The 19,081-nt window shown below is 58.5% G+C and carries 14 protein-coding genes; 6 read left to right on the top strand and 8 right to left on the bottom strand.

The features are described from left to right. Positions 1-278 precede the first annotated feature (278 nt). The gene (locus tag DBY66_RS14855) at positions 279-2,603 is read left to right on the top strand and encodes a Tex family protein (RefSeq protein ID WP_199559924.1); all 2,325 of its coding nucleotides are present in this window, start codon (positions 279-281) and stop codon (positions 2,601-2,603) included. A 126-nt stretch (positions 2,604-2,729) separates the two neighbouring features. Beyond that, a complete protein-coding gene (locus tag DBY66_RS14850) occupies positions 2,730-4,415 on the top strand; it encodes an alpha-amylase family glycosyl hydrolase (protein WP_039380965.1) in 1,686 nt (561 codons plus the stop codon). Here DBY66_RS14850 and bioH read toward each other — a convergent pair. Next, the gene (gene bioH, locus DBY66_RS14845; protein ID WP_039380968.1) at positions 4,396-5,169 is read right to left on the bottom strand and encodes a pimeloyl-ACP methyl ester esterase BioH; all 774 of its coding nucleotides are present in this window, start codon (positions 5,167-5,169) and stop codon (positions 4,396-4,398) included. The two genes, DBY66_RS14850 and bioH, sit on opposite strands and share 20 nt — an antisense overlap. A gap of 35 nt (positions 5,170-5,204) precedes the next feature. Here bioH and gntX point away from each other — a divergent pair, with 35 nt between their 5' ends. Together gntX and nfuA are read left to right on the top strand one after the other, a co-directional pair. After that, positions 5,205-5,882, top strand: a complete 678-nt coding sequence (gntX, locus tag DBY66_RS14840; protein WP_039380970.1) for a DNA utilization protein GntX — start codon at positions 5,205-5,207, stop codon at positions 5,880-5,882. A 58-nt stretch (positions 5,883-5,940) separates the two neighbouring features. Further along, the gene (gene nfuA, locus DBY66_RS14835; RefSeq protein ID WP_039380973.1) at positions 5,941-6,516 is read left to right on the top strand and encodes a Fe-S biogenesis protein NfuA; all 576 of its coding nucleotides are present in this window, start codon (positions 5,941-5,943) and stop codon (positions 6,514-6,516) included. Positions 6,517-6,554: 38 nt separating this feature from the next. Here the strand turns inward: nfuA and malQ are convergent, their stop codons facing one another. From malQ to glpE, 4 genes are all read right to left on the bottom strand, one after another. Beyond that, entirely contained in the window at positions 6,555-8,609 is a 2,055-nt protein-coding gene (gene malQ / locus DBY66_RS14830; RefSeq protein ID WP_108570180.1) for a 4-alpha-glucanotransferase, read from the bottom strand. Positions 8,610-8,741: 132 nt separating this feature from the next. Continuing rightward, positions 8,742-9,500: a DeoR/GlpR family transcriptional regulator gene (locus tag DBY66_RS14825; RefSeq protein WP_039380978.1), complete on the bottom strand. Its 759-nt coding sequence runs from the start codon at positions 9,498-9,500 to the stop codon at positions 8,742-8,744. Between the two features lie 32 nt (positions 9,501-9,532). Then, on the bottom strand, positions 9,533-10,363 hold the full coding sequence (gene glpG, locus DBY66_RS14820; RefSeq protein WP_039385660.1) for a rhomboid family intramembrane serine protease GlpG: 831 nt from the start codon (positions 10,361-10,363) through the stop codon (positions 9,533-9,535). 28 nt (positions 10,364-10,391) lie between these two features. After that, the gene (glpE, locus tag DBY66_RS14815; RefSeq protein WP_039380980.1) at positions 10,392-10,718 is read right to left on the bottom strand and encodes a thiosulfate sulfurtransferase GlpE; all 327 of its coding nucleotides are present in this window, start codon (positions 10,716-10,718) and stop codon (positions 10,392-10,394) included. A 228-nt stretch (positions 10,719-10,946) separates the two neighbouring features. Between glpE and glpD the strand changes: the two genes are divergently transcribed. Beyond that, complete coding sequence (gene glpD / locus DBY66_RS14805) at positions 10,947-12,455, top strand: glycerol-3-phosphate dehydrogenase (RefSeq protein ID WP_039380983.1); 1,509 nt, start codon at positions 10,947-10,949, stop codon at positions 12,453-12,455. 144 nt (positions 12,456-12,599) lie between these two features. Here the strand turns inward: glpD and iolE are convergent, their stop codons facing one another. The 3 genes from iolE to iolD are packed head-to-tail and all read right to left on the bottom strand — an operon-like array spanning position 12,600 to position 16,563. Continuing rightward, positions 12,600-13,496 carry a myo-inosose-2 dehydratase gene (iolE, locus tag DBY66_RS14800; RefSeq protein WP_071669280.1) on the bottom strand — a complete coding sequence of 299 codons (897 nt, stop codon included), beginning with the start codon at positions 13,494-13,496 and terminating at the stop codon, positions 12,600-12,602. 59 nt (positions 13,497-13,555) lie between these two features. Further along, positions 13,556-14,569 carry a Gfo/Idh/MocA family oxidoreductase gene (locus DBY66_RS14795; RefSeq protein WP_108570179.1) on the bottom strand — a complete coding sequence of 338 codons (1,014 nt, stop codon included), beginning with the start codon at positions 14,567-14,569 and terminating at the stop codon, positions 13,556-13,558. A 59-nt stretch (positions 14,570-14,628) separates the two neighbouring features. Then, the gene (gene iolD, locus DBY66_RS14790) at positions 14,629-16,563 is read right to left on the bottom strand and encodes a 3D-(3,5/4)-trihydroxycyclohexane-1,2-dione acylhydrolase (decyclizing) (RefSeq protein ID WP_039380990.1); all 1,935 of its coding nucleotides are present in this window, start codon (positions 16,561-16,563) and stop codon (positions 14,629-14,631) included. 537 nt (positions 16,564-17,100) lie between these two features. On the opposite strand from iolD, the gene iolC reads away from it, so the two are divergent. After that, the gene (iolC, locus tag DBY66_RS14785) at positions 17,101-19,014 is read left to right on the top strand and encodes a 5-dehydro-2-deoxygluconokinase (protein ID WP_108570178.1); all 1,914 of its coding nucleotides are present in this window, start codon (positions 17,101-17,103) and stop codon (positions 19,012-19,014) included. Positions 19,015-19,081: the final 67 nt, after the last annotated feature.

The raw sequence follows: 19,081 nt of genomic DNA, 5'->3' as shown, positions 1-19,081 counted from the left end.
GTTGGATAGAATCTGTATTTATATGCGCGTTTCATGCTTTACATAATACGGCGCATTATGTAAGAAAATCAAGGAATGTTACGCAGTTACCGCGCTTATATCCCCGTCCGATTGGGCGAGGTCTTACGCGCAAATTGATAAGCGACGCTGCCGCAGGCAGCAAGATGCGGGCGCGATTCAGAAAAAGATGGATTGCCGCCCGGCTGGCTGGCAATTTACGCCCTCAGTCCGTATAACTGTCCCCTGTTTTTAACCCCGGATAAGCAAGATCGTTACTGATGATGAAAGATTCGCTGAGCCAGATTATCGCAGGTGAGCTGCAGGCACGCGCCGAACAGGTTGATGCCGCCGTACGCCTGCTGGATGAAGGGAATACCGTCCCCTTTATTGCACGTTACCGTAAGGAAGTCACCGGCGGGCTGGATGATACCCAGCTGCGCGCGCTGGAGAGCCGCCTGAGCTATCTGCGCGAGCTGGACGATCGCCGCCAGTCGATTCTGAAATCGATTGACGATCAGGGCAAACTCTCGCCGGAACTGGCGCAGGCTATCAACAGCACGCTGAGTAAAACCGAGCTGGAAGATCTCTATCTGCCTTACAAGCAGAAGCGCCGTACGCGTGGCCAGATCGCCATTGAAGCGGGCCTCGAACCGCTGGCTGACACATTGTGGAACGATCCCTCGCAGCAGCCGGAAGCGGTAGCTGCAGGCTTTGTGGATGCGGATAAAGGCGTGGCGGATACGCGCGCCGCGCTTGATGGCGCACGCTATATCCTGATGGAGCGGTTTGCCGAAGACGCCGCGCTGCTGGCAAAAGTGCGCGACTATCTGTGGAAAAACGCCCATCTGGTAGCACGTGTCGTTGAGGGCAAAGAAGAGGCGGGCGCTAAATTCCGCGACTATTTTGATCATCACGAAGCGCTGAGCAGCGTGCCTTCGCACCGCGCACTGGCGATGTTTCGCGGCCGCAACGAAGGCGTACTGCAGCTGTCGCTGAATGCCGATCCGCAGTCTGAAGAGGCGCCGCGTGAAAGCTATGGCGAAACGCTGATTGCCGATCACCTGGGTCTGCGCCTGAATAATGCGCCGGCTGACAGCTGGCGTAAAGCGGTGGTGAGCTGGACATGGCGCATCAAGGTGCTGCTGCATCTCGAAACCGAACTGATGGGCACCATCCGTGAACGGGCCGAAGATGAAGCGATTAACGTCTTTGCCCGCAATCTGCACGATCTGCTGATGGCCGCTCCGGCCGGTATGCGCGCCACAATGGGGCTTGACCCTGGCCTGCGCACCGGTGTGAAGGTTGCCGTAGTTGATGCGACCGGCAAACTGGTGGCCACTGATACGGTCTACCCGCACACCGGTCAGGCGGCGAAAGCGGCGGCGGCCGTCGCGGCGCTCTGTATAAAGCATCAGGTTGAGCTGGTGGCGATTGGTAACGGCACCGCTTCGCGCGAAACCGAGCGCTTTTTCCTCGATGTGCAGAAACAGTTTCCGCAGGTCAGCGCACAAAAAGTGATCGTCAGTGAAGCGGGCGCCTCCGTCTACTCCGCTTCGGAACTGGCGGCGCTGGAGTTTCCTGACCTCGACGTATCGTTGCGCGGTGCGGTCTCTATTGCCCGTCGCCTGCAGGATCCGCTGGCCGAGCTGGTCAAAATTGACCCTAAATCGATTGGTGTGGGCCAGTATCAGCATGATGTCAGTCAGAGTCAGCTGGCGAAAAAGCTGGATGCCGTGGTTGAAGATTGCGTTAACGCCGTTGGCGTCGATCTCAACACCGCCTCGGTCGCCCTGCTTACGCGCGTAGCGGGTCTGACGCGCATGATGGCGCAGAATATTGTGGGCTGGCGTGATGAAAACGGACGTTTTCAGAACCGTCAGCAGCTGCTGAAAGTGAGCCGCCTCGGACCAAAAGCGTTTGAACAGTGCGCCGGCTTTCTGCGCATCAATCACGGTGACAATCCGCTGGATGCCTCTACGGTGCATCCGGAAGCGTATCCGCTGGTGGAGCGTATTCTCTCTGCCACTGAGCAGGCGCTGGATGCGCTGATGGGAAATCCCGGCAGCCTGCGCAATCTGAACGCGCGCGACTTTACCGATGAACGCTTTGGTCTGCCTACCGTGACCGATATCATCAAAGAGCTGGAAAAGCCGGGCCGCGATCCGCGTCCTGAGTTCAAAACCGCGCAGTTTGCCGAAGGCGTGGAAACCATGAACGATCTGCTGCCCGGCATGATTCTGGAAGGCGCCGTGACCAACGTGACTAACTTTGGTGCCTTTGTGGATATCGGCGTGCATCAGGATGGGCTGGTGCATATCTCCTCTCTCTCCGATCGCTTCGTGGAAGATCCGCATCAGGTGGTGAAAGCAGGCGATATCGTGAAGGTCAAAGTCATGGAAGTGGATCTGCAGCGTAAACGTATTGCGCTCACTATGCGTCTGGATGAACAGCCGGGTGAGAGCAATGCACGCAGCGGTAGCCGACCTGCTGCCAGAGAACCGGTGCGCGCCGCAAATCCGGCCAAAGGGCGCGGCAAGCCTGCGCCTGCAGGCAACAGTGCCATGGGTGATGCGCTGGCTGCGGCTTTTGGTAAAAAGCGCTGATTTTAGCCTGCTAATCTGCCTGCAGCCGGCAAATGGCTGCAGGTAACAGGTTGCGAAATTGTCCCGTCAGGCTACGCTGAAAAAATCTGTGTGATCCACTGACCTTCCGCGTGGCCTGACAATCTGATGGATAAAATCAACGCCCTGCTCGATGAGATCTATGAAGGAGACCTGCCCGCCATCGCGCGCGAGCGTCTGCTGTCACATATTCGCGCCGCGCGCGACAGCGTGAAAATGCCACGCAAAGCGCACTGGGATGAGAAAGATGTGGTGCTCATCACCTACGCCGATCAGTTTCGTGAGCCGGAGCAGCCCACCCTCGCCAGCTTTACACGCTTTTATCAGCAGCACCTGCAGTCTGCTTTTAACCTGGTGCACCTGCTGCCATTCTTTCCCTACTCGTCCGATGATGGCTTTTCGGTTATCGACTACCACAAAGTCAATCCGATCTGCGGTGACTGGCAGCAGATTGCGGCGCTGCACAGCCAGACGCGGCTGATGTTCGACTTTGTCTGCAACCATATCTCGGCGCACAGCGCCTGGTTTCGTCACTATCTGGCGCAGGACCCGGGCTGGGATGATTTTTTTATCAGTATGCCGCCGGCCACCGATCTCAGCGCCGTGACCCGCCCGCGCACTTCGCCGCTGCTTACGCCTTTTACCCTGGCCGACGGCAGCACGCGCTATATCTGGACCACCTTCAGCGCCGATCAGATCGATCTTAACTTCGCCAGCCCGGATGTGCTGATCCGTATGATCGGCGTGCTGCTCGACTACCTGAAAAAAGGTGCGGATTATGTGCGGCTGGATGCGGTTGGCTATATGTGGAAAACGCCGGGCACGCGCTGCATTCACCTGCATAAAACCCATTTGCTGGTGAAGCTGTTCCGCGCCGTCGCCGATGTTGTTGCGCCGGGCACGGTGATCATCACGGAAACCAACGTGCCGCACCAGGATAACATCAGCTATTTTGGCCGCGGGGATGATGAAGCGCAGATGGTATATCAGTTTTCTCTGCCGCCGCTGGTGCTGCAGGCGATCCATGCCGGTTCAGCGCGCGCGCTGCGTCAGTGGGCCGCCTCGCTGACGCCCGGCAGCGGCAGCACCACCTTTTTTAACTTTCTCGCCTCGCATGACGGTATCGGCCTGAATCCGGCGCGTGGCATTCTGTCAGAGCCTGAAATTGTTGCCCTGGTGCGTGAGCTGGCGCTGGAAGGCGCGCTGGTGTCATATAAAAACAACCCCGACGGCACCACCAGCCCCTATGAAATCAACGTTACCTATCTCGATGCGCTTAACCATCAGACCGATGATGATGAGACGCGCCTGCGCCGTTTCCTGCTGGCGCACGCCATCCTGCTGGCGTTTCCGGGCGTGCCCGCGATTTATATTCAGAGCATCCTCGGCTCGCGTAACGATAACGAAGGGGTGCGCGCTGCCGGCCACAACCGCGCCATCAATCGCGAAAAATATAGCCTGCGTGAAATGGAGCAGTGGATCAGCGGCGGCGACTGGCTGCGTCAGCAGGTGTTTGAACGGCTGAGTGCGCTGATCCAGCTGCGCACCCGCCAGCCCGCTTTTCATCCCGATAACGCCATGACTCTGCTGGAGAGCGACAATGCAGTCCTGCTGTTTCGCCGCCACGCGCCAGATGAAGAAGGGCTGCTGTGCCTGTTTAACCTGAGCAGCCGTGAAATTACCGCCACGCTGCCGCAGGCGCGCCACTACCAGGATATCGTCAGCGGGCAAAAGGTGGACGGCAGCGCGCCGGTGACGCTCGCTGCCTGGCAGTTTATGTGGCTGCGTGGATAAACTGCGTCACGTGCCCGCAGAACGCCTCAGGATGTGAGATAAACGGCGCATGCGCTGCCTTTTCCATGACCACTGACGGGGAGCCGGGCCAGCGCGCATCCAGCTCGGCGGCAATACGTCGCGGTACCAGCCCATCCAGCGCCCCATAGAGGCGCAGAAACGGCACGCTAAGAGTGTCCAGCGTCGGGCGCAAATCGCTCTGCCGCAGAATCTCCAGCCCGCTCTGCAGCGCCGCAACTGACGGCATCGGCTGCGACAGCACCACCTCTTTCAGCTGACGCGCATCCTGACGCGCATTTTCTGTCCCCATGGTCTGTAATGCCAGAAAGCGCTCAACGGTGCGCCGGAAATCGTCACTGAGCTGCTGCTGAAAACCGGTCAGGGTGTCGGGCTTAATCCCCGGCCACTCCGCCTGCGCGGTAAAACAGGGCGAGGAGGCTACGCTGATCAATGCAGAAACGCGCGCCGGCTGCAGCAGCGCCAGCTGGCTGGCAACCAGCCCGCCCAGTGACCAGCCCAGCAGCGTGGCGCGTTCAGGCAGCTGCGGCAGCAGCTGTTGCGCCATCTGTATCAGCGTCAGCGGACCGGCCGCTGCGCTGCGGCCAAATCCGGGCAGATCCACCAGATGCAGGCGAAAATGGGGACTGAGTCGCGGAACAATGTGTTGCCACACTTCGGCATTCAGTCCCCAGCCGTGCAGCAGCACAAGATCGCGATCGCCCGCGCCCGTGGTGTGCCAGTAAAGCGAACTCATCGGTTACACTCCCGAAAAGTGAAAAAGAGGTCGCTATGCTATCAACCCCGGCCCGCTGCTGGCTATGCCATCTTCCGCTGCAGATTGCACACCACGGCTTGTGCACTCTCTGTCTGCATCAGCTGCCGCTCCTGCCGGCGCTCTGCCCCTGCTGCGGCCTGCCAGCCACTGCAGCGCAGCGCTGCGGTCGCTGCCTGCGTCAGCCGCCGCCGTGGCATCGCTTAACCTGCGTCAGCGATTACACTCCGCCGCTGAGTGACTGGGTACAGCAGCTGAAATTTTCCGGCGCGATCGCACTCAGGGTGATGCTGGCGCGGCTGCTTTTGTTAAAATTGTTAACAACGCGCCGGAATGAACCCGCTACAGCGTTCGATCTGGTGCTGAGCGTGCCGCTGCATCATCAGCGCGCCTGGCAGCGCGGCTTTAATCAGTCAGCGCTGCTTGCGCAGCCGCTCGCACGCTGGCTGAGGTGTGAGTATCGTGAAGGTGTCAGCCGGATACGTCGCGGCAGCACCCAGCATCAGCTTAATGCCCGCGCGCGCCGTCATAATCTGCGCAGCGCGTTCCGCCTTGAAATGCCGGTGCAGGATCGCCATATCCTGCTGATTGATGATGTGGTCACCACCGGCAGCACCGTAGCGGAGATCAGCCGCCTGCTGCAGGCTGAGGGCGCCGCCAGCATCCATATTGGCTGCCTGTGCCGTACCTTGTAGAGCGTCGGTGTTGGGCGTATTATAACCAGGTAATTTAGTCAACTATTGAGCAATCGCCATGATCCGTATTACTGATACTGCGCAAGAGCATTTCGCAAAACTGCTGTCAAAACAGGAAGATGGCACCCAGATCCGCGTATTCGTTATTAACCCGGGTACGCCAACCGCCGAGTGCGGCGTCTCCTACTGCCCGCCTGACGCGGTAGAAGCAACGGATACCGAACTGAAGTTTGATAAACTCTCTGCCTATGTGGATGAGCTGAGCGCACCCTATCTTGAAGATGCAGAAATTGACTTCGTTACGGATAATCTCGGCTCTCAGCTGACCCTGAAAGCGCCAAACGCGAAAATGCGTAAAGTTTCTGACGATGCGCCGATGGCAGAGCGGGTCGAATATCTGCTGCAGGCGCAGATCAATCCGCAGCTGGCCAGCCACGGCGGCCGCGTGTCGCTGATGGAGATCACCGATGACGGCATCGCCGTGCTGCAGTTTGGCGGCGGCTGTAACGGCTGCTCGATGATTGATGTCACGCTGAAAGATGGCATTGAGAAAGAGCTGCTGGCTGCCTTCCCGGAGCTGAAAGGGGTTCGCGATCTCACTGAACACCAGCGCGGCGAACACTCCTACTACTGATAGTTTATGCGGCAGCGCCCTGCGCTGCCGCGGTTTTACTACGCTTTACGCGCCTCGCTTACCGTTTTCAGCAGTTTCTTCACGCCCTTATCCGCAAACGCCTCTTCCAGCGTAAAGCTCCACTTGCGTCGCCAGTTAGGATACTCATCTGTTGTGCCCGGCACGTTAACCGGCGTTGTCATGCCCATCCAGTCCTCCGGCTGCAGGCCCAGCAGCGTGCTGCGGGTAAGCGCCAGAAAGCGATGGATAGCCTGATTAAAGGCTGGCGTCAGCGCCTGTTTTTCCGCCTGCTTTGCACTGCGCGCCGGCATGGCCCCGGCCTGATGCAGCGCATCCAGCAGCGCCTGTTTCTGTTCCACGCGCTGCGCCTGCAGCGACTGCAGCGTACTGCCTTTATACATACCCAGCTTCTCGCCCAGTGCCAGATCCTCCGCCTGCCAGAAGCCGCTCAGCGTCGGCAGATCGTGCGTGCTGGCACTGGCGATGGACTGCGGCGGATAGCTGTCGGGCAGGCGATAGCGCCCCTCTTTTTCCTGCTCGAAGAACAGTACTTTCCAGGAGAAAACCCCGCTGTCGCGCAGCAGTTTGACAATTTCCTGCGGCACGGTGCCGAGATCTTCGCCAATCACCATGCAGCGCATCCGCTGGCTCTCCAGCGCCAGCACCGCCAGCAGATCCTCTACCGGATAGGAGACGTAGGCGCCTTTATCCGCACCTTCCCCATGCGGGATCCACCACAGTCGCAGCAGCGACATCACATGGTCGATGCGCAGCGCGCCGCAGTCGCGCATATTCGCGCGCAGCAGGTCGATAAACGGCTGATAGCCACGCGCGCGCAGCACGTGCGGATCGAGCGGCGGCAGCCCCCAGTTTTGTCCCAGCGGTCCCAGCGGATCGGGCGGCGCGCCGACCGAAGCGCCAAGTTTATATAGCTGCGGATCCTGCCAGGTTTCGGCACTATGTTCAGCCACACCTACCGCCAGGTCGCGGTAAAGCCCCACCGCCATACCCAGCTCCTGACTGCGCTGCCAGCAGTCACTGAACTGCTGATGCGCCAGCCACTGCAGCCAGCTCCAGAAGCCAATCTCCTCTTCATGCTGCGCGCACCAGGCCTGGACTTCCGGCTGCGCGGCACTGCGTAAACCCTCCGGCCAGGTTTCCCAGCCCCACCCCTGCTCATCCTGCCCGCTGCGCTCAGCCAGAATGCCATCAAACGCAGCCTGATAACGCAACGCGTCGCCGCCCGCCGTCAGAAACGCCTGGTAATCCGCTTCCTCTGCCGCCTGCAGCTGATACTGCTGCCAGGCCAGACGCAGCGCCTCCAGCTTGAGTGCCGCCACTGCCGCATAGTCAACTGCCTCCACCGCGCGCGCCTTCTCCAGCGCCTTGCGGGTTTTCGCACTCTTCCACCAGCGCTGTGCCGCGGCGCTCTGCTGAAATGCTGCCACCTGGCTGACGTCAATATAGAGAATATTCAGCCAGCGGCGCGACGCCGGGCTGTAGGGGCTGGCGAGATCGGGCTGAGCCGGATAGAGCGCATGCAGCGGGTTAAGGCCAATAAAGTCGCCGCCGTGCGCCGCTACCTGCTCCAGCATCCGTTTTAAATCGCCAAAGTCACCGATACCCCAGTTCTGCTCTGAGCGCAGCGTATAGAGCTGCACCAGCGCACCCCAGCGTTTTTCTCCCTGTGCCAGCGGTTCAGGCAGGTAGCAGCGACGCGGCGCAATAATCAGGCGCGACTGCCACTCCTGACGCCCTTTACGCAGGCTGAGCTGATGATAGCCCTGCGTCAGACGCGGCGGCAGCGTCAGCATCTCGCCACCCTGTACCGTGCCGCTGTGGCTTTTGCCCTGCTCAGTGGTCAGCTGCCAGGTAAATTCACCTTTGCCACCCACCGCAAGCTCGCGCCGGGCGCGTGCCACAAAGACCTGCACCGGCGGCACCGGCGGCGCTTTACCTGCCGGCGCCTCCATTACCGCCAGCAGCGCCTCTTTGGTCTCATCGCTGATGGTTTCCTTTTCCCCTCTGGCATTCACAAAACGCAAGGCAATTCCCGCCGCTTCTGCGGCCTGATCCAGTTTATTGAGAGACATCAACGCTCCTTTCGCGTCCGGGCTGGCGGATAGAGATCAAAAGGATAAGTAAAGTCGCGCCTGGTGAAAAAAGCGACCGGATCGGAAGGGAGAGGGAAAAAATAGCTGCCGGACGCGTGGCCCGGCGCAGGATCAGCAGAGTTCGAGATGGACCTCATGCTGCTCAATCACTTTAAGCACGCTGGCGGGAGGCTTCTGATCGGTAAACATGTAATCAATCAGTCCCATATTGCCCAGATTGACCATAGCGTTACGCCCGAACTTTGAGTGATCCACAACCAGCATTACGCAGCGCGAATTGTCGATGATGGCTCGTTTGGTCCGGACTTCATGGTAGTCAAACTCCAGCAGCGAGCCATCCATATCGATGCCGCTGATACCGAGAATGCCGTAGTCGAGGCGGAACTGCGAGATAAAGTCGAGCGTGGCTTCGCCCATGATCCCGCCGTCACGCGTGCGCACTTCTCCGCCGGCGATGATCACCCGGAAATCGGGCTTGCCCATCAGCAGAATGGCAACGTTAAGGTTGTTCGTGACAATCCGCAGATCGTTATGGTTCAGCAGCGCATGGGCAACCGCTTCGGGTGTAGTACCGATATCAATAAACAGCGTTGCGCCATCCGGGATCTGACTGGCCACGCGTGCGGCGATGCGTGCCTTTTCTGCCGACCACATCATTTTACGATCCTGCCAGGCGGTATTTTCCGAACTGGAGGGCAGCGCCGCGCCGCCGTGATGGCGCTGAATTTTATTCTGATCGGCCAGATCGTTTAAATCCCGGCGGATGGTCTGCGGACTGACCGCAAAATGCTCAACCAGCTCTTCCGTACTGACATACCCCTGACGCCGGACCAGATCGATAATGGCGTCATGACGTTGCGTCTGCTTCACATCTCTCTCCTCGGCTTGCAGCCGTGTTCTTTTTATCTCTGATGACGGGCAGCGTGGCGCGTATCCACAAACGCCATAGCCAGCCCGACCAGCAGGCCGGTCACGTGCGCGGCATTAGCAATTGCCAGACCAAATGCGCCGTACCAGCCAATTACCAGCCATACAATAGCGAAACCAATCAGTCCGCGCTCCAGATAAATACCGCTTTCGGGATCGCGCTCGCCGCGCAGCCAGCAATAGCCCATCAGCGCATAGACCACACCCGAAAGACCGCCAAACAGCACGCCGCTGAATTTGGCCTGCATCCAGCCGCTGAGCAGCGCAGAGATCAGCATAATCACAAACAGCTTGCCGCTGCCGAGTCGCTTCTCGACCGCTCCGCCGAGATACCACCACCACATCAGGTTAAACAGGATATGCAGCAGCGAAAAGTGCAGCAGCGCATGGCTGAACCAGCGCCAGACCTGAAAATATTGCGAGGCGTCAGCCGGCCAGCCCAGCCAGGCCAGCGCGACATCATCACCCGCAATCTGCATCAGAATAAACACCGCGACGCAGAGCGCCATCACCGAAAGCGTCAGCGGTCCGGCGCGTTCGCGAATAGTGGCCCAGACGTTGCTGCGCTCATAGTGCAGCCCGCTGCGGGTGCTGCCGCTGCGCCAGCTGGCCGCCTGATAGCGCGGGTGATTAGGGTCGCGAACGAATTGCGCAAGTTCGTTTTCGACCATCTGCAGCTGGCTCTCGTCATCCAGCACGATCACAAAGTGACTTTCCTGCTCTATGCGCAGCGTCACACCGCGCGTCGCCATATAATCCACAAACGCCTGCGCGGTGCGGGCGTGGCTGAACCGGGTAATACGCATCATGCTGCGCTCTCCTTAAGGTGGCGGGTCAGAGACTACCGGTCGCGGTCTGCGCAGGAAACGCTGCACGCCAGGCGTCAAACCCGCCATCAATGCTGTACACCTCACTGAAACCCTGCCCCAGCAGAAACTGCGCGGCGCCTTTGCTGCTGTTGCCATGATAACACATCACCAGCACCGGCAGATCGCGGCGCGCCTGCGCGATAAAGTCCGCCAGGTTGTCATTGGAGAGATGCTGCGCGCCAGCGGCATGTCCCAGGGCGAAACTCTGTGGATCGCGAATATCGACCAACTGCGCGCCCTGCGCCAGCTGCGTGTTTGCCTGCTGAACGTTAATACACTCGAAGGTTTCCATCGTTATCTCTCATTTAGCTGTTCTGTTTGCGCCTAGTTTACCCTGAGAAACAGGTGCCATAACCTGATAAAGAAAAGGGTTATCTGTTTTTTTTCCTGCCGGAATGTTAGCTGCATCACGCAGGAATGTTTTTATTGCGTTAAAGACTGGCGAAAATGTTGGTTTCCGATTATTATTACGCTCGAAAACGAACATTTTAGAACTATTCCGAACATCGGAGGAGATGACGTGGAAACCAAAGACCTGATCGTGATCGGCGGCGGCATCAACGGAGCCGGCATTGCAGTGGACGCTGCAGGACGCGGACTGTCTGTGCTGATGCTGGAGGCGCGGGATCTGGCGTGTGCCACCTCCTCCGCCAGTTCCAAACTGATTCACGGCGGCCTGCGCTACCTTGAACACTACGAGTTTCGTCTGGTTGGCGAAGCGCTGGCCGAGCGTGAAGTGCTGTTAAAAATGGCGCCGCATATCGCTTTCCCGATGCGCTTCCGCCTGCCGCACCGCCCGCACCTGCGTCCGGCGTGGATGATCCGTATGGGCCTGTTTATGTATGACCGCCTCGGCAAGCGCACTACGCTGCCGGGCAGTAAAGGTCTGCGCTTTGGCGCGGAGTCGGCGCTGAAGCCGGAAATTACGCGCGGTTTTGAATATTCCGACTGCTGGGTGGATGATGCCCGCATGGTGGTGCTGAACGCGCAGGAAGTTGAGCGTAAAGGTGGCGAAGTGCGCACCCGTACCCGCGTTAACCGCGCATGGCGTGAAGGCGGCATGTGGATGGTTGAGGCAGAAGAGGTCGATACCGGCAAAATTCTGACCTGGCGCGCTAAAGGCCTGGTTAATGCGGCCGGCCCGTGGGTTAAACAGCTGTTTGACGACGGCCTGAAGCTGAAATCCCCTTATGGCATTCGCCTTATTAAAGGCAGCCATATCGTGGTGCCGCGCGTGCACACCGAAAAGCAGGCTTATATTCTGCAGAACGAAGATAACCGTATCGTGTTTGTTATTCCGTGGATGGATGAGTTCTCTATCATCGGTACCACCGACGTTGAGTACAAAGGCGATCCGAAAAACGTTAAAATTGATGAGGAAGAGACGCGCTATCTGCTGAAGGTGTTTAACGCGCACTTCAAAAAGCAGCTGACCTCAGATGATATCGTCTGGAGCTACTCCGGCGTGCGTCCGCTGTGTGATGATGAGTCAGATTCACCGCAGGCGATCACCCGTGACTATACGCTGGACGTGCGTGATGATAACGGCGGGGCGCCGCTGCTGTCGGTGTTTGGCGGCAAGCTGACTACCTATCGCAAGCTGGCAGAGCATGCGATGGAGAAACTGGCGAAGTACTACCCGAACGCCGGCCCGGCCTGGACAAAAAATGCCGTGCTGCCGGGTGGTGATTTCTCCGGTACGCGTGAGGACTACGCTGCCGGTCTGCGTCGCCGCTATCCCTTTATCAGCGAAAACATGGCGCGGCACTATGCCCGCACCTACGGCAGTCGCACCGAAATGCTGCTTGAGGGTGCCACCAGCCTGACCGATCTGGGCGAGAATTTTGGTCATGAGTTCTATGAAGCTGAACTGCGTTATCTGGTCAAAAACGAGTGGGTACGTGAACTGGATGATGCTATCTGGCGCCGTACCAAGCAGGGTATGTGGCTGAACACGGCCCAGCAGGCGCGCATCAGCGAATGGCTGGCGCGCAACAGCCAAAAGCCGGCGCTTTCGCTCGCATCGTAAGGTCTGCTTCCCGCTTTACCGACCCCGCACCCGCTGCGGGGTTTTTTATGTCGCCGGATAACCGATTCAGGAAGAGCGTGCAGGGATAACAGGACAGCGCCGCTGCCCCACAGAAGCGGCAGCGGCGCTGGCACAGAGCAGCAATCAGAGTCCGGCGTGTTCGCGGATATATTTGCGCGCTTTTACCGCATATTCAAACGGGTTGGCGATAGCCGGATCCTGCTCCGCCTCTACCACCATCCAGCCTTTATAGCCTGCCTCGTCGAGAATTTTAAACACCGGCGCGAAATCGATCGCACCATCTCCCGGCACGGTGAAGGTGCCTTTCTTCACGCCATCAAGAAACGACAGGGATTGCCCGCGCACTTCAGCTACCACTTCGTCGCGCACATCTTTCAGATGCACGTGGAAAATACGCGGCAGATGCGTGGTCAGTACGTCCAGCATCGCCTGCTGCGATCCTTCAGAGTAGTAAATATGGCCGGTATCATAGAGCAGGCCTACGCTGTCGTGGGTCAGCGCCATAAAACGGTCAATCTCTTCCGGCGTCTGGATCCCGGTTCCCATATGGTGGTGCAGCGTCACGCGCATGCCCTTTTCTGCGGCAAGCTGCGCCAGTTCGTTATAGCCTTCCGCCGTCAGGCGCCACTCTTCGTCACTGAACACCGGTTTCTGCTCAAACACGGCCAGCGTGGTACCCTGAATACTTTTGCTCTGCTCTGAACAGCCGATAACGCGCGCGCCCATCGCATGCAGGAAGTTCATATGGTTGATGAACTCATCGATGGTCTTCGCCTTATCGCCGTTAGCAAAAAAGGTGCTGAACCACGCGTTGCAGATCTCAATGCCGCGGATATCGAGCATCGGTTTCAGAATCGCCGGATCGCGCGGGTATTTACTGCCGACTTCGCTGCCGGTAAAACCGGCCAGCGCCATTTCACTGACCGTCTGCTGGAATGTGTTCTCTTTGCCCAGATCGGGCATGTCGTCATTGGTCCAGCCGATCGGCGCTATCGCCAGCTTTACATTCTCTTTGTTCATCTTCAGATCCCGGAATCAGGGCGGCGGAGCAGCCGCGCCGCCGCAAAAAAAGTAGCAGGTTATTTGCTGTAGAATGCCGGACGCGGTGGCATTTCAACCGGCTCAATCGCGCCGCTGTTCTGTGCTTTCAGGCAGGCGTCAGCTGCTACTGAAGCGGCAAAGCCATCCCATGCGGAAGGTCCGGTAAGCTCACCGGCTTTAACATCGTTGATAAACGCCTGCAGCTCGACGTCATAGGCGTCGATAAAGCGATCTTTCCAGTCGGTCAGCAGCGGCGTACCGAGGCGCGCATTTTTACGCGTCTGGATCGCCGACGGTTCTGGCAGACGGGCGATGCCCTCTTCTCCCACCACTTCACACTGGATATCGTAGCCATAGGCGCAGTTCACGAAGATCTCCACATCGATGCGGATCCCTTTCTGCGTTTCAAACAGCACAATCTGCGGATCTTTCAGCTGCGCATGCGATTTTGACGTTACGCGCGGAAAGACCACCTGCACCGATTTATAGTCATCCTCCGTCAGCCAGCGCAGCACATCCAGCTCGTGGATCAGCGTGTTGGTGATGGCCATGTCGGTGGTGTAGTTCTCACCCACGCTCTGATTACGGTGCGCACAGTGCAGCATCAGCGGTTCGCCAATTTCACCTTCAGTAATCACTTTTTTCAGGGCGCGGTAGCCCGCGTCATACGGGCGCATAAAGCCCACCTGCACCAGCCGTTTGCCATGCTGAATTTCCGCATCCACAATACGGCGGCAGCCTTCCGCACTCATCGCCAGCGGCTTTTCACAGAATACCGGCTTGCCGGCAGCGATAGCCGCCAGGGTAAACTTTTCATGCGTCGGGTCCCAGGAGGTCACCAGAATGGCGTCAACCTCCGGCGAGGCGATCACCTGATGACCATCCTGATAAACCTCCGCGCTGATATTCAGCCGCTGCAGCGCCGCCCGGGCCCCCTCAACGTTGATGTCGGAAACCGCCACCACTTTTGCGCCCTGCAGTACGTTGTTACAGCGACGGATATGCTCCTGACCAATTGCACCGGTCCCGATTACCCCGAGTTTGAGCGTCATGATTACACCTGTAGAGTCAGATAAGAGATAAGACGGCCGATCTGCGCCGGCCAGAAGCGTTAATATTTACGTGCCTGCTGAATGTGCTGATTCAGCTTGTCAGCGACCTGCTGCGTACGCTCAGATTCAGAGGTTTGCGCCACGCCAACGTTCCACCAGCTGAAATATTTGTGCACCATGGTTTTTGGCAGCACTTTGATATCAATCAGGGTGGAGACGCTTTGCTGCTGTGCGTCGGCCAGCGCCGCCTTCAGCTGCTCAAGCGTGGTGACGCGGTAGGTTTTGCAGCCGTACCCGGCGGCAATGGCCGCAAAGTCCACCGGCACAAAGCCGCCATCGAGCCGCCCCCCTTCCGGATTACGGAAGCGGAATTCGGTCGTAAAGCTGTCCATACCGTGTTCCATCTGCAGGTTGTTAATGCAGCCGTTGGTCATGTTATCCAGCAGGATGACGTTGATCTTCGCGCCCTCCTGAATCGACGTCACCAGCTCTGAGTGCAGCATCATGAAAGAGCCATCACCGACCATGGCATAGACCTCACGCTGCGGCTGGGCCAGCTTTGCCCCCAGCGCGGCGTTGACTTCATAACCCATGCAGGAGTAGCCATACTCCACGTGATAGTCGTTGTAACTGCGGGTGCGCCAGACGCGCTGCAGGTCGCCCGGCAGGCTGCCCGCTGCGGCCACAATGACCGCGTCATCCGGCAGCTGCTCGTTCAGCGTGCCGAGCACGCTACTCTGCGTCAGCACGGATTGAGTAAGACGCTGAAATTCGGCAAACAGCGCGTCGCGATCGATATGGTCAGCAATTTCCGGAACGAAATCATCGCTGTTCCAGGTAGCAGCATAGACGCGCTGCGTCTCCTGCCGCAGCTGACGCTGCGCCTCTTCTATCTGATCGCCCCAGTGGCTTTCAAAGCCCTGCAGCTGCTGCGCCAGCGCGGTCAGCCCTTCGCGCGCATCGGCGAGCAGCTGCACGCCATCGAGCTTGTAGCTGTCGAAGTTGCTGACGTTAAGATTAAGGAAGCTGACCTCCGGATGGCGGAAAATCCATTTTGACGCGGTGGTGAAGTCGGTATAGCGGGTGCCGATACCGATAACCAGATCGGCCTCTTTCGCCAGCAGGTTAGCGGCCAGAGAGCCGGTTTCCCCCACGCCCCCCAGGTTCAGCGGATGTTCGGAACTCAGCGTGCCTTTGCCCGCCTGCGTTTCCGCAAACGGAATCGCGAAGCGCTCAGCAAATTTCAGCAGCGCCTCGCCCGCTCCGGAGTATTTGACGCCACCGCCCACGACAATCAGCGGCTTGTGCTTGCGCGCAATCAGCGCCAGCGCAGCCTCAAGCTGCGCAGGAGAAGGAAGGCGGCGATCGAGCCGATGCACGCGCTTCTGAAAGAAGTAGTCCGGGAAATCCCACGCTTCGCCCTGTACATCCTGCGGCAGGGCGAGCGTCACTGCACCGGTTTCGGCGGGATCGGTCAGCACGCGCATGGCGTTAATACAGGCGGACATCAGCTGCTCCGGGCGGCTGATGCGATCCCAGTATTTGCTGACGGCGCGGAAAGCATCATTGGTACTGATACTTAAATCGTGGCTCTGCTCAATCTGCTGCAGCACCGGATCGGGCTGACGGGTCGCAAACACATCGCCGGGGAGCAGCAGCAGCGGAATACGGTTGGCCGTGGCGGTTGCCGCAGCGGTAATCATGTTGGCCGCGCCCGGGCCTACCGACGAGGTACAGGCGATAATCTGACGGCGCAGCGACTGTTTGGCAAAGCCGGTCGCAGCATGCGCCATACCCTGCTCGTTGCGTCCCTGATACACAATCAGATCGCCGCTATCCTGCTCCAGCGCCTGACCCATACCGAGTACGTTACCGTGGCCGAAAATAGCGAACACGCCTTTCACAAACTTGCTCTCTGCGCCATCGACATTCAGATATTGATTATCGAGAAACTTCACCAGCGCCTGTGCCGTTGTCAGTCTGATCGTGCCCATATCTCTTTTCCTTTACTTGCCGGCATCCGCAGAGGAGCCTCGCGACCCGGAGCAGGTTGTCTGGCTGCCCCGCGCATAAGTGAAACATGCGGCGATTATAAACAAATATTTTTTCCATAAAATAAAATTACAGAAGAAACATTTCATTTTGCGATGGAGATCAAATTCAGCAGAGTAAAGTGGCTGAGCAGCCGTTTCTGCGTGGCTAAAGTGGAACGAAGCCAGAAAGCGTGGCGCGGTTATGAACTTTTGTTTCACCCAAAGAGCTTCTGCTATTTACCTGATATTTCCTGCGATCGGCTTCACAGCCCGGAGATGCCGCGCCTGTTTACGACGTTACCCCTGCTCTGTTGCGCAGAGCGGTAATTTTACCTGGCTCACAAAATAAAGATGTATGTTTCATTTTATGTTGTTTATGAAATATTCATTCCTCATACTGATTTTCCAGCCAGTCAGGCATTCTGAGAACCCGACAGCAGCGCACCCGACACGGGTGATGATGTTCGTGCCTGCTTATCACAGAAGGAAACTATAGGTATGAGTACACAACAGAAGCGGCTTGATGTGATTTGTATCGGACGCATCGCCGTTGATCTCTATGGTCAGCAAATCGGTTCGCGCTTAGAGGATATGACCAGCTTTAATAAATATCTGGGTGGATCCTCAGGCAACGTGGCGTATGGCACAGCCATCCAGGGGCTGAAATCTGCGATGCTGGCGCGCGTCGGCGATGAACATAACGGCCGTTTTTTACGTGAAGAGCTGCAGCGCGTCGGCTGTAACACTGACGGCCTGATCACCGATAAAACGCGTCTGACCGGACTGGTGATCCTCGGCATTAAAGATGAAGAGACCTTTCCGCTGATCTTCTATCGCGATAACTGCGCGGATATGGGACTGGTGCCGGATGATATTGAGGAGGCGTTCATTACCTCTTCACGCGCGGTCGCGATTACCGGCACGCACCTTTCCCATCCGGATACCCGCGCCGCCGTGCTGAAAGCGCTGGATATTGCCCGTCGCAACGGGCTGCGTACCGCGCTGGATATCGACTATCGGCCGGTATTGTGGGGCCTGACCTCACTGGGCGACGGTGAGACGCGCTTTATTGAATCGGGCCAGGTGACCCGCCAGCTGCAGGAAGTGCTGCACTATTTTGACCTTATCGTCGGCACCGAAGAGGAGTTTCACATTGCCGGCGGCAGTACCGATACGCTGACGGCGCTGAAAAATGTGCGCCAGGCAAGCCAGGCCACGCTGGTGTGCAAGCGCGGTCCGCTGGGCTGCGTGGTGTTTGAGGGCGATATTCCGGACAGCTGGGAACAGACCCGGCTGCAGAGCGGCGTGCAGGTTGAAGTGCTGAACGTACTGGGTGCGGGCGATGCATTTATGTCCGGTCTGCTGCGCGGCTGGCTGAACGATGAGAGCTGGGAGCAGGCGTGTCGCTACGCGAATGCCTGTGGCGCGCTGGTGGTGTCGCGGCACGGCTGCGCGCCGGCAATGCCTACTAAAGCGGAGCTGGATGATTTCCTCAGCCGCGACCGTGAGGTTAAACGACCAGATCGCGATACGCGCCTTACTCACCTGCACCGGGTCACCACGCGCCGGCAGCAGTGGCCGGAGCTGAATGTGTTCGCCTTTGACCACCGTAAACAGCTGGCCGATATGGCGCTGGAAGCGGGCGTCAGCGAGACGCGCATTCCGCAGTTGAAACTGCTGCTGCTGCAGGCGGCGCAGGAGGCGGCGGCAGAAGCAGGCCTGAATGAAAAGAGCGGCATTCTGGCCGATACCACCTACGGGCAGAAAGCGCTGAACGCAATTACCGGCAAAAAGTGGTGGATTGGTCGGCCGATTGAGCAGCCCGGATCGCGGCCGCTGCGCCTGGAGCATGGCAATATCGGCTCGCAGCTGATCGACTGGCCGGCGGAGCACGTGGTGAAGTGCCTGGTGTTTTACCATCCGCACGACAGCGCTGAGCTGCGCGATGAGCAGGATGCGCTGCTGCTGGATGTCTGGCGCGGCTGTAACAAGAGCGGGCATGAGCTGCTGGTAGAGGTGATCCTGCCGGAGAGCAATCCGGATCACAACGAGTCTTACTATCATGAGATGCTGAGCCACTTCTACAGCCTCGGCATTCAGCCCGACTGGTGGAAACTGCCGCCGCTCTCTGCAGAGAGCTGGCAGGCGATAGGTGCGCTGATTGAACAGCAGGATCCGTACTGTCGCGGCATACTGCTGCTTGGCCTGGACGCGCCGGAAGATAAGCTCAAGGCGGGCTTTGCCGCGGCGGCGCAGGCTGAGTGGGTAAAAGGATTTGCCGTCGGGCGCACCATCTTTGGTCAGCCTTCACGTCAGTGGCTGAAAGGCGAGCTGGATGACCAGACGCTGATTGAGACGGTAAAAGGCAACTATCTGCGCCTGATTGGCTACTGGCGCGCGGCGCGCGGTTAGATCCGGCGGGCATTGTTTCCGCACACCCTCTCCCCTGGCGGAGAGGGTGCAACCCTCTGCTTTAGCT

It is taken from the genome of Pantoea sp. RIT413, assembly GCF_003057675.2.
In the GTDB taxonomy this organism is placed as follows: Bacteria; Pseudomonadota; Gammaproteobacteria; order Enterobacterales; family Enterobacteriaceae; genus Pantoea; species Pantoea eucrina.
Note: the sequence above shows the minus strand (reverse complement) of the source record. Positions and strands in the feature narration are given on the sequence as shown.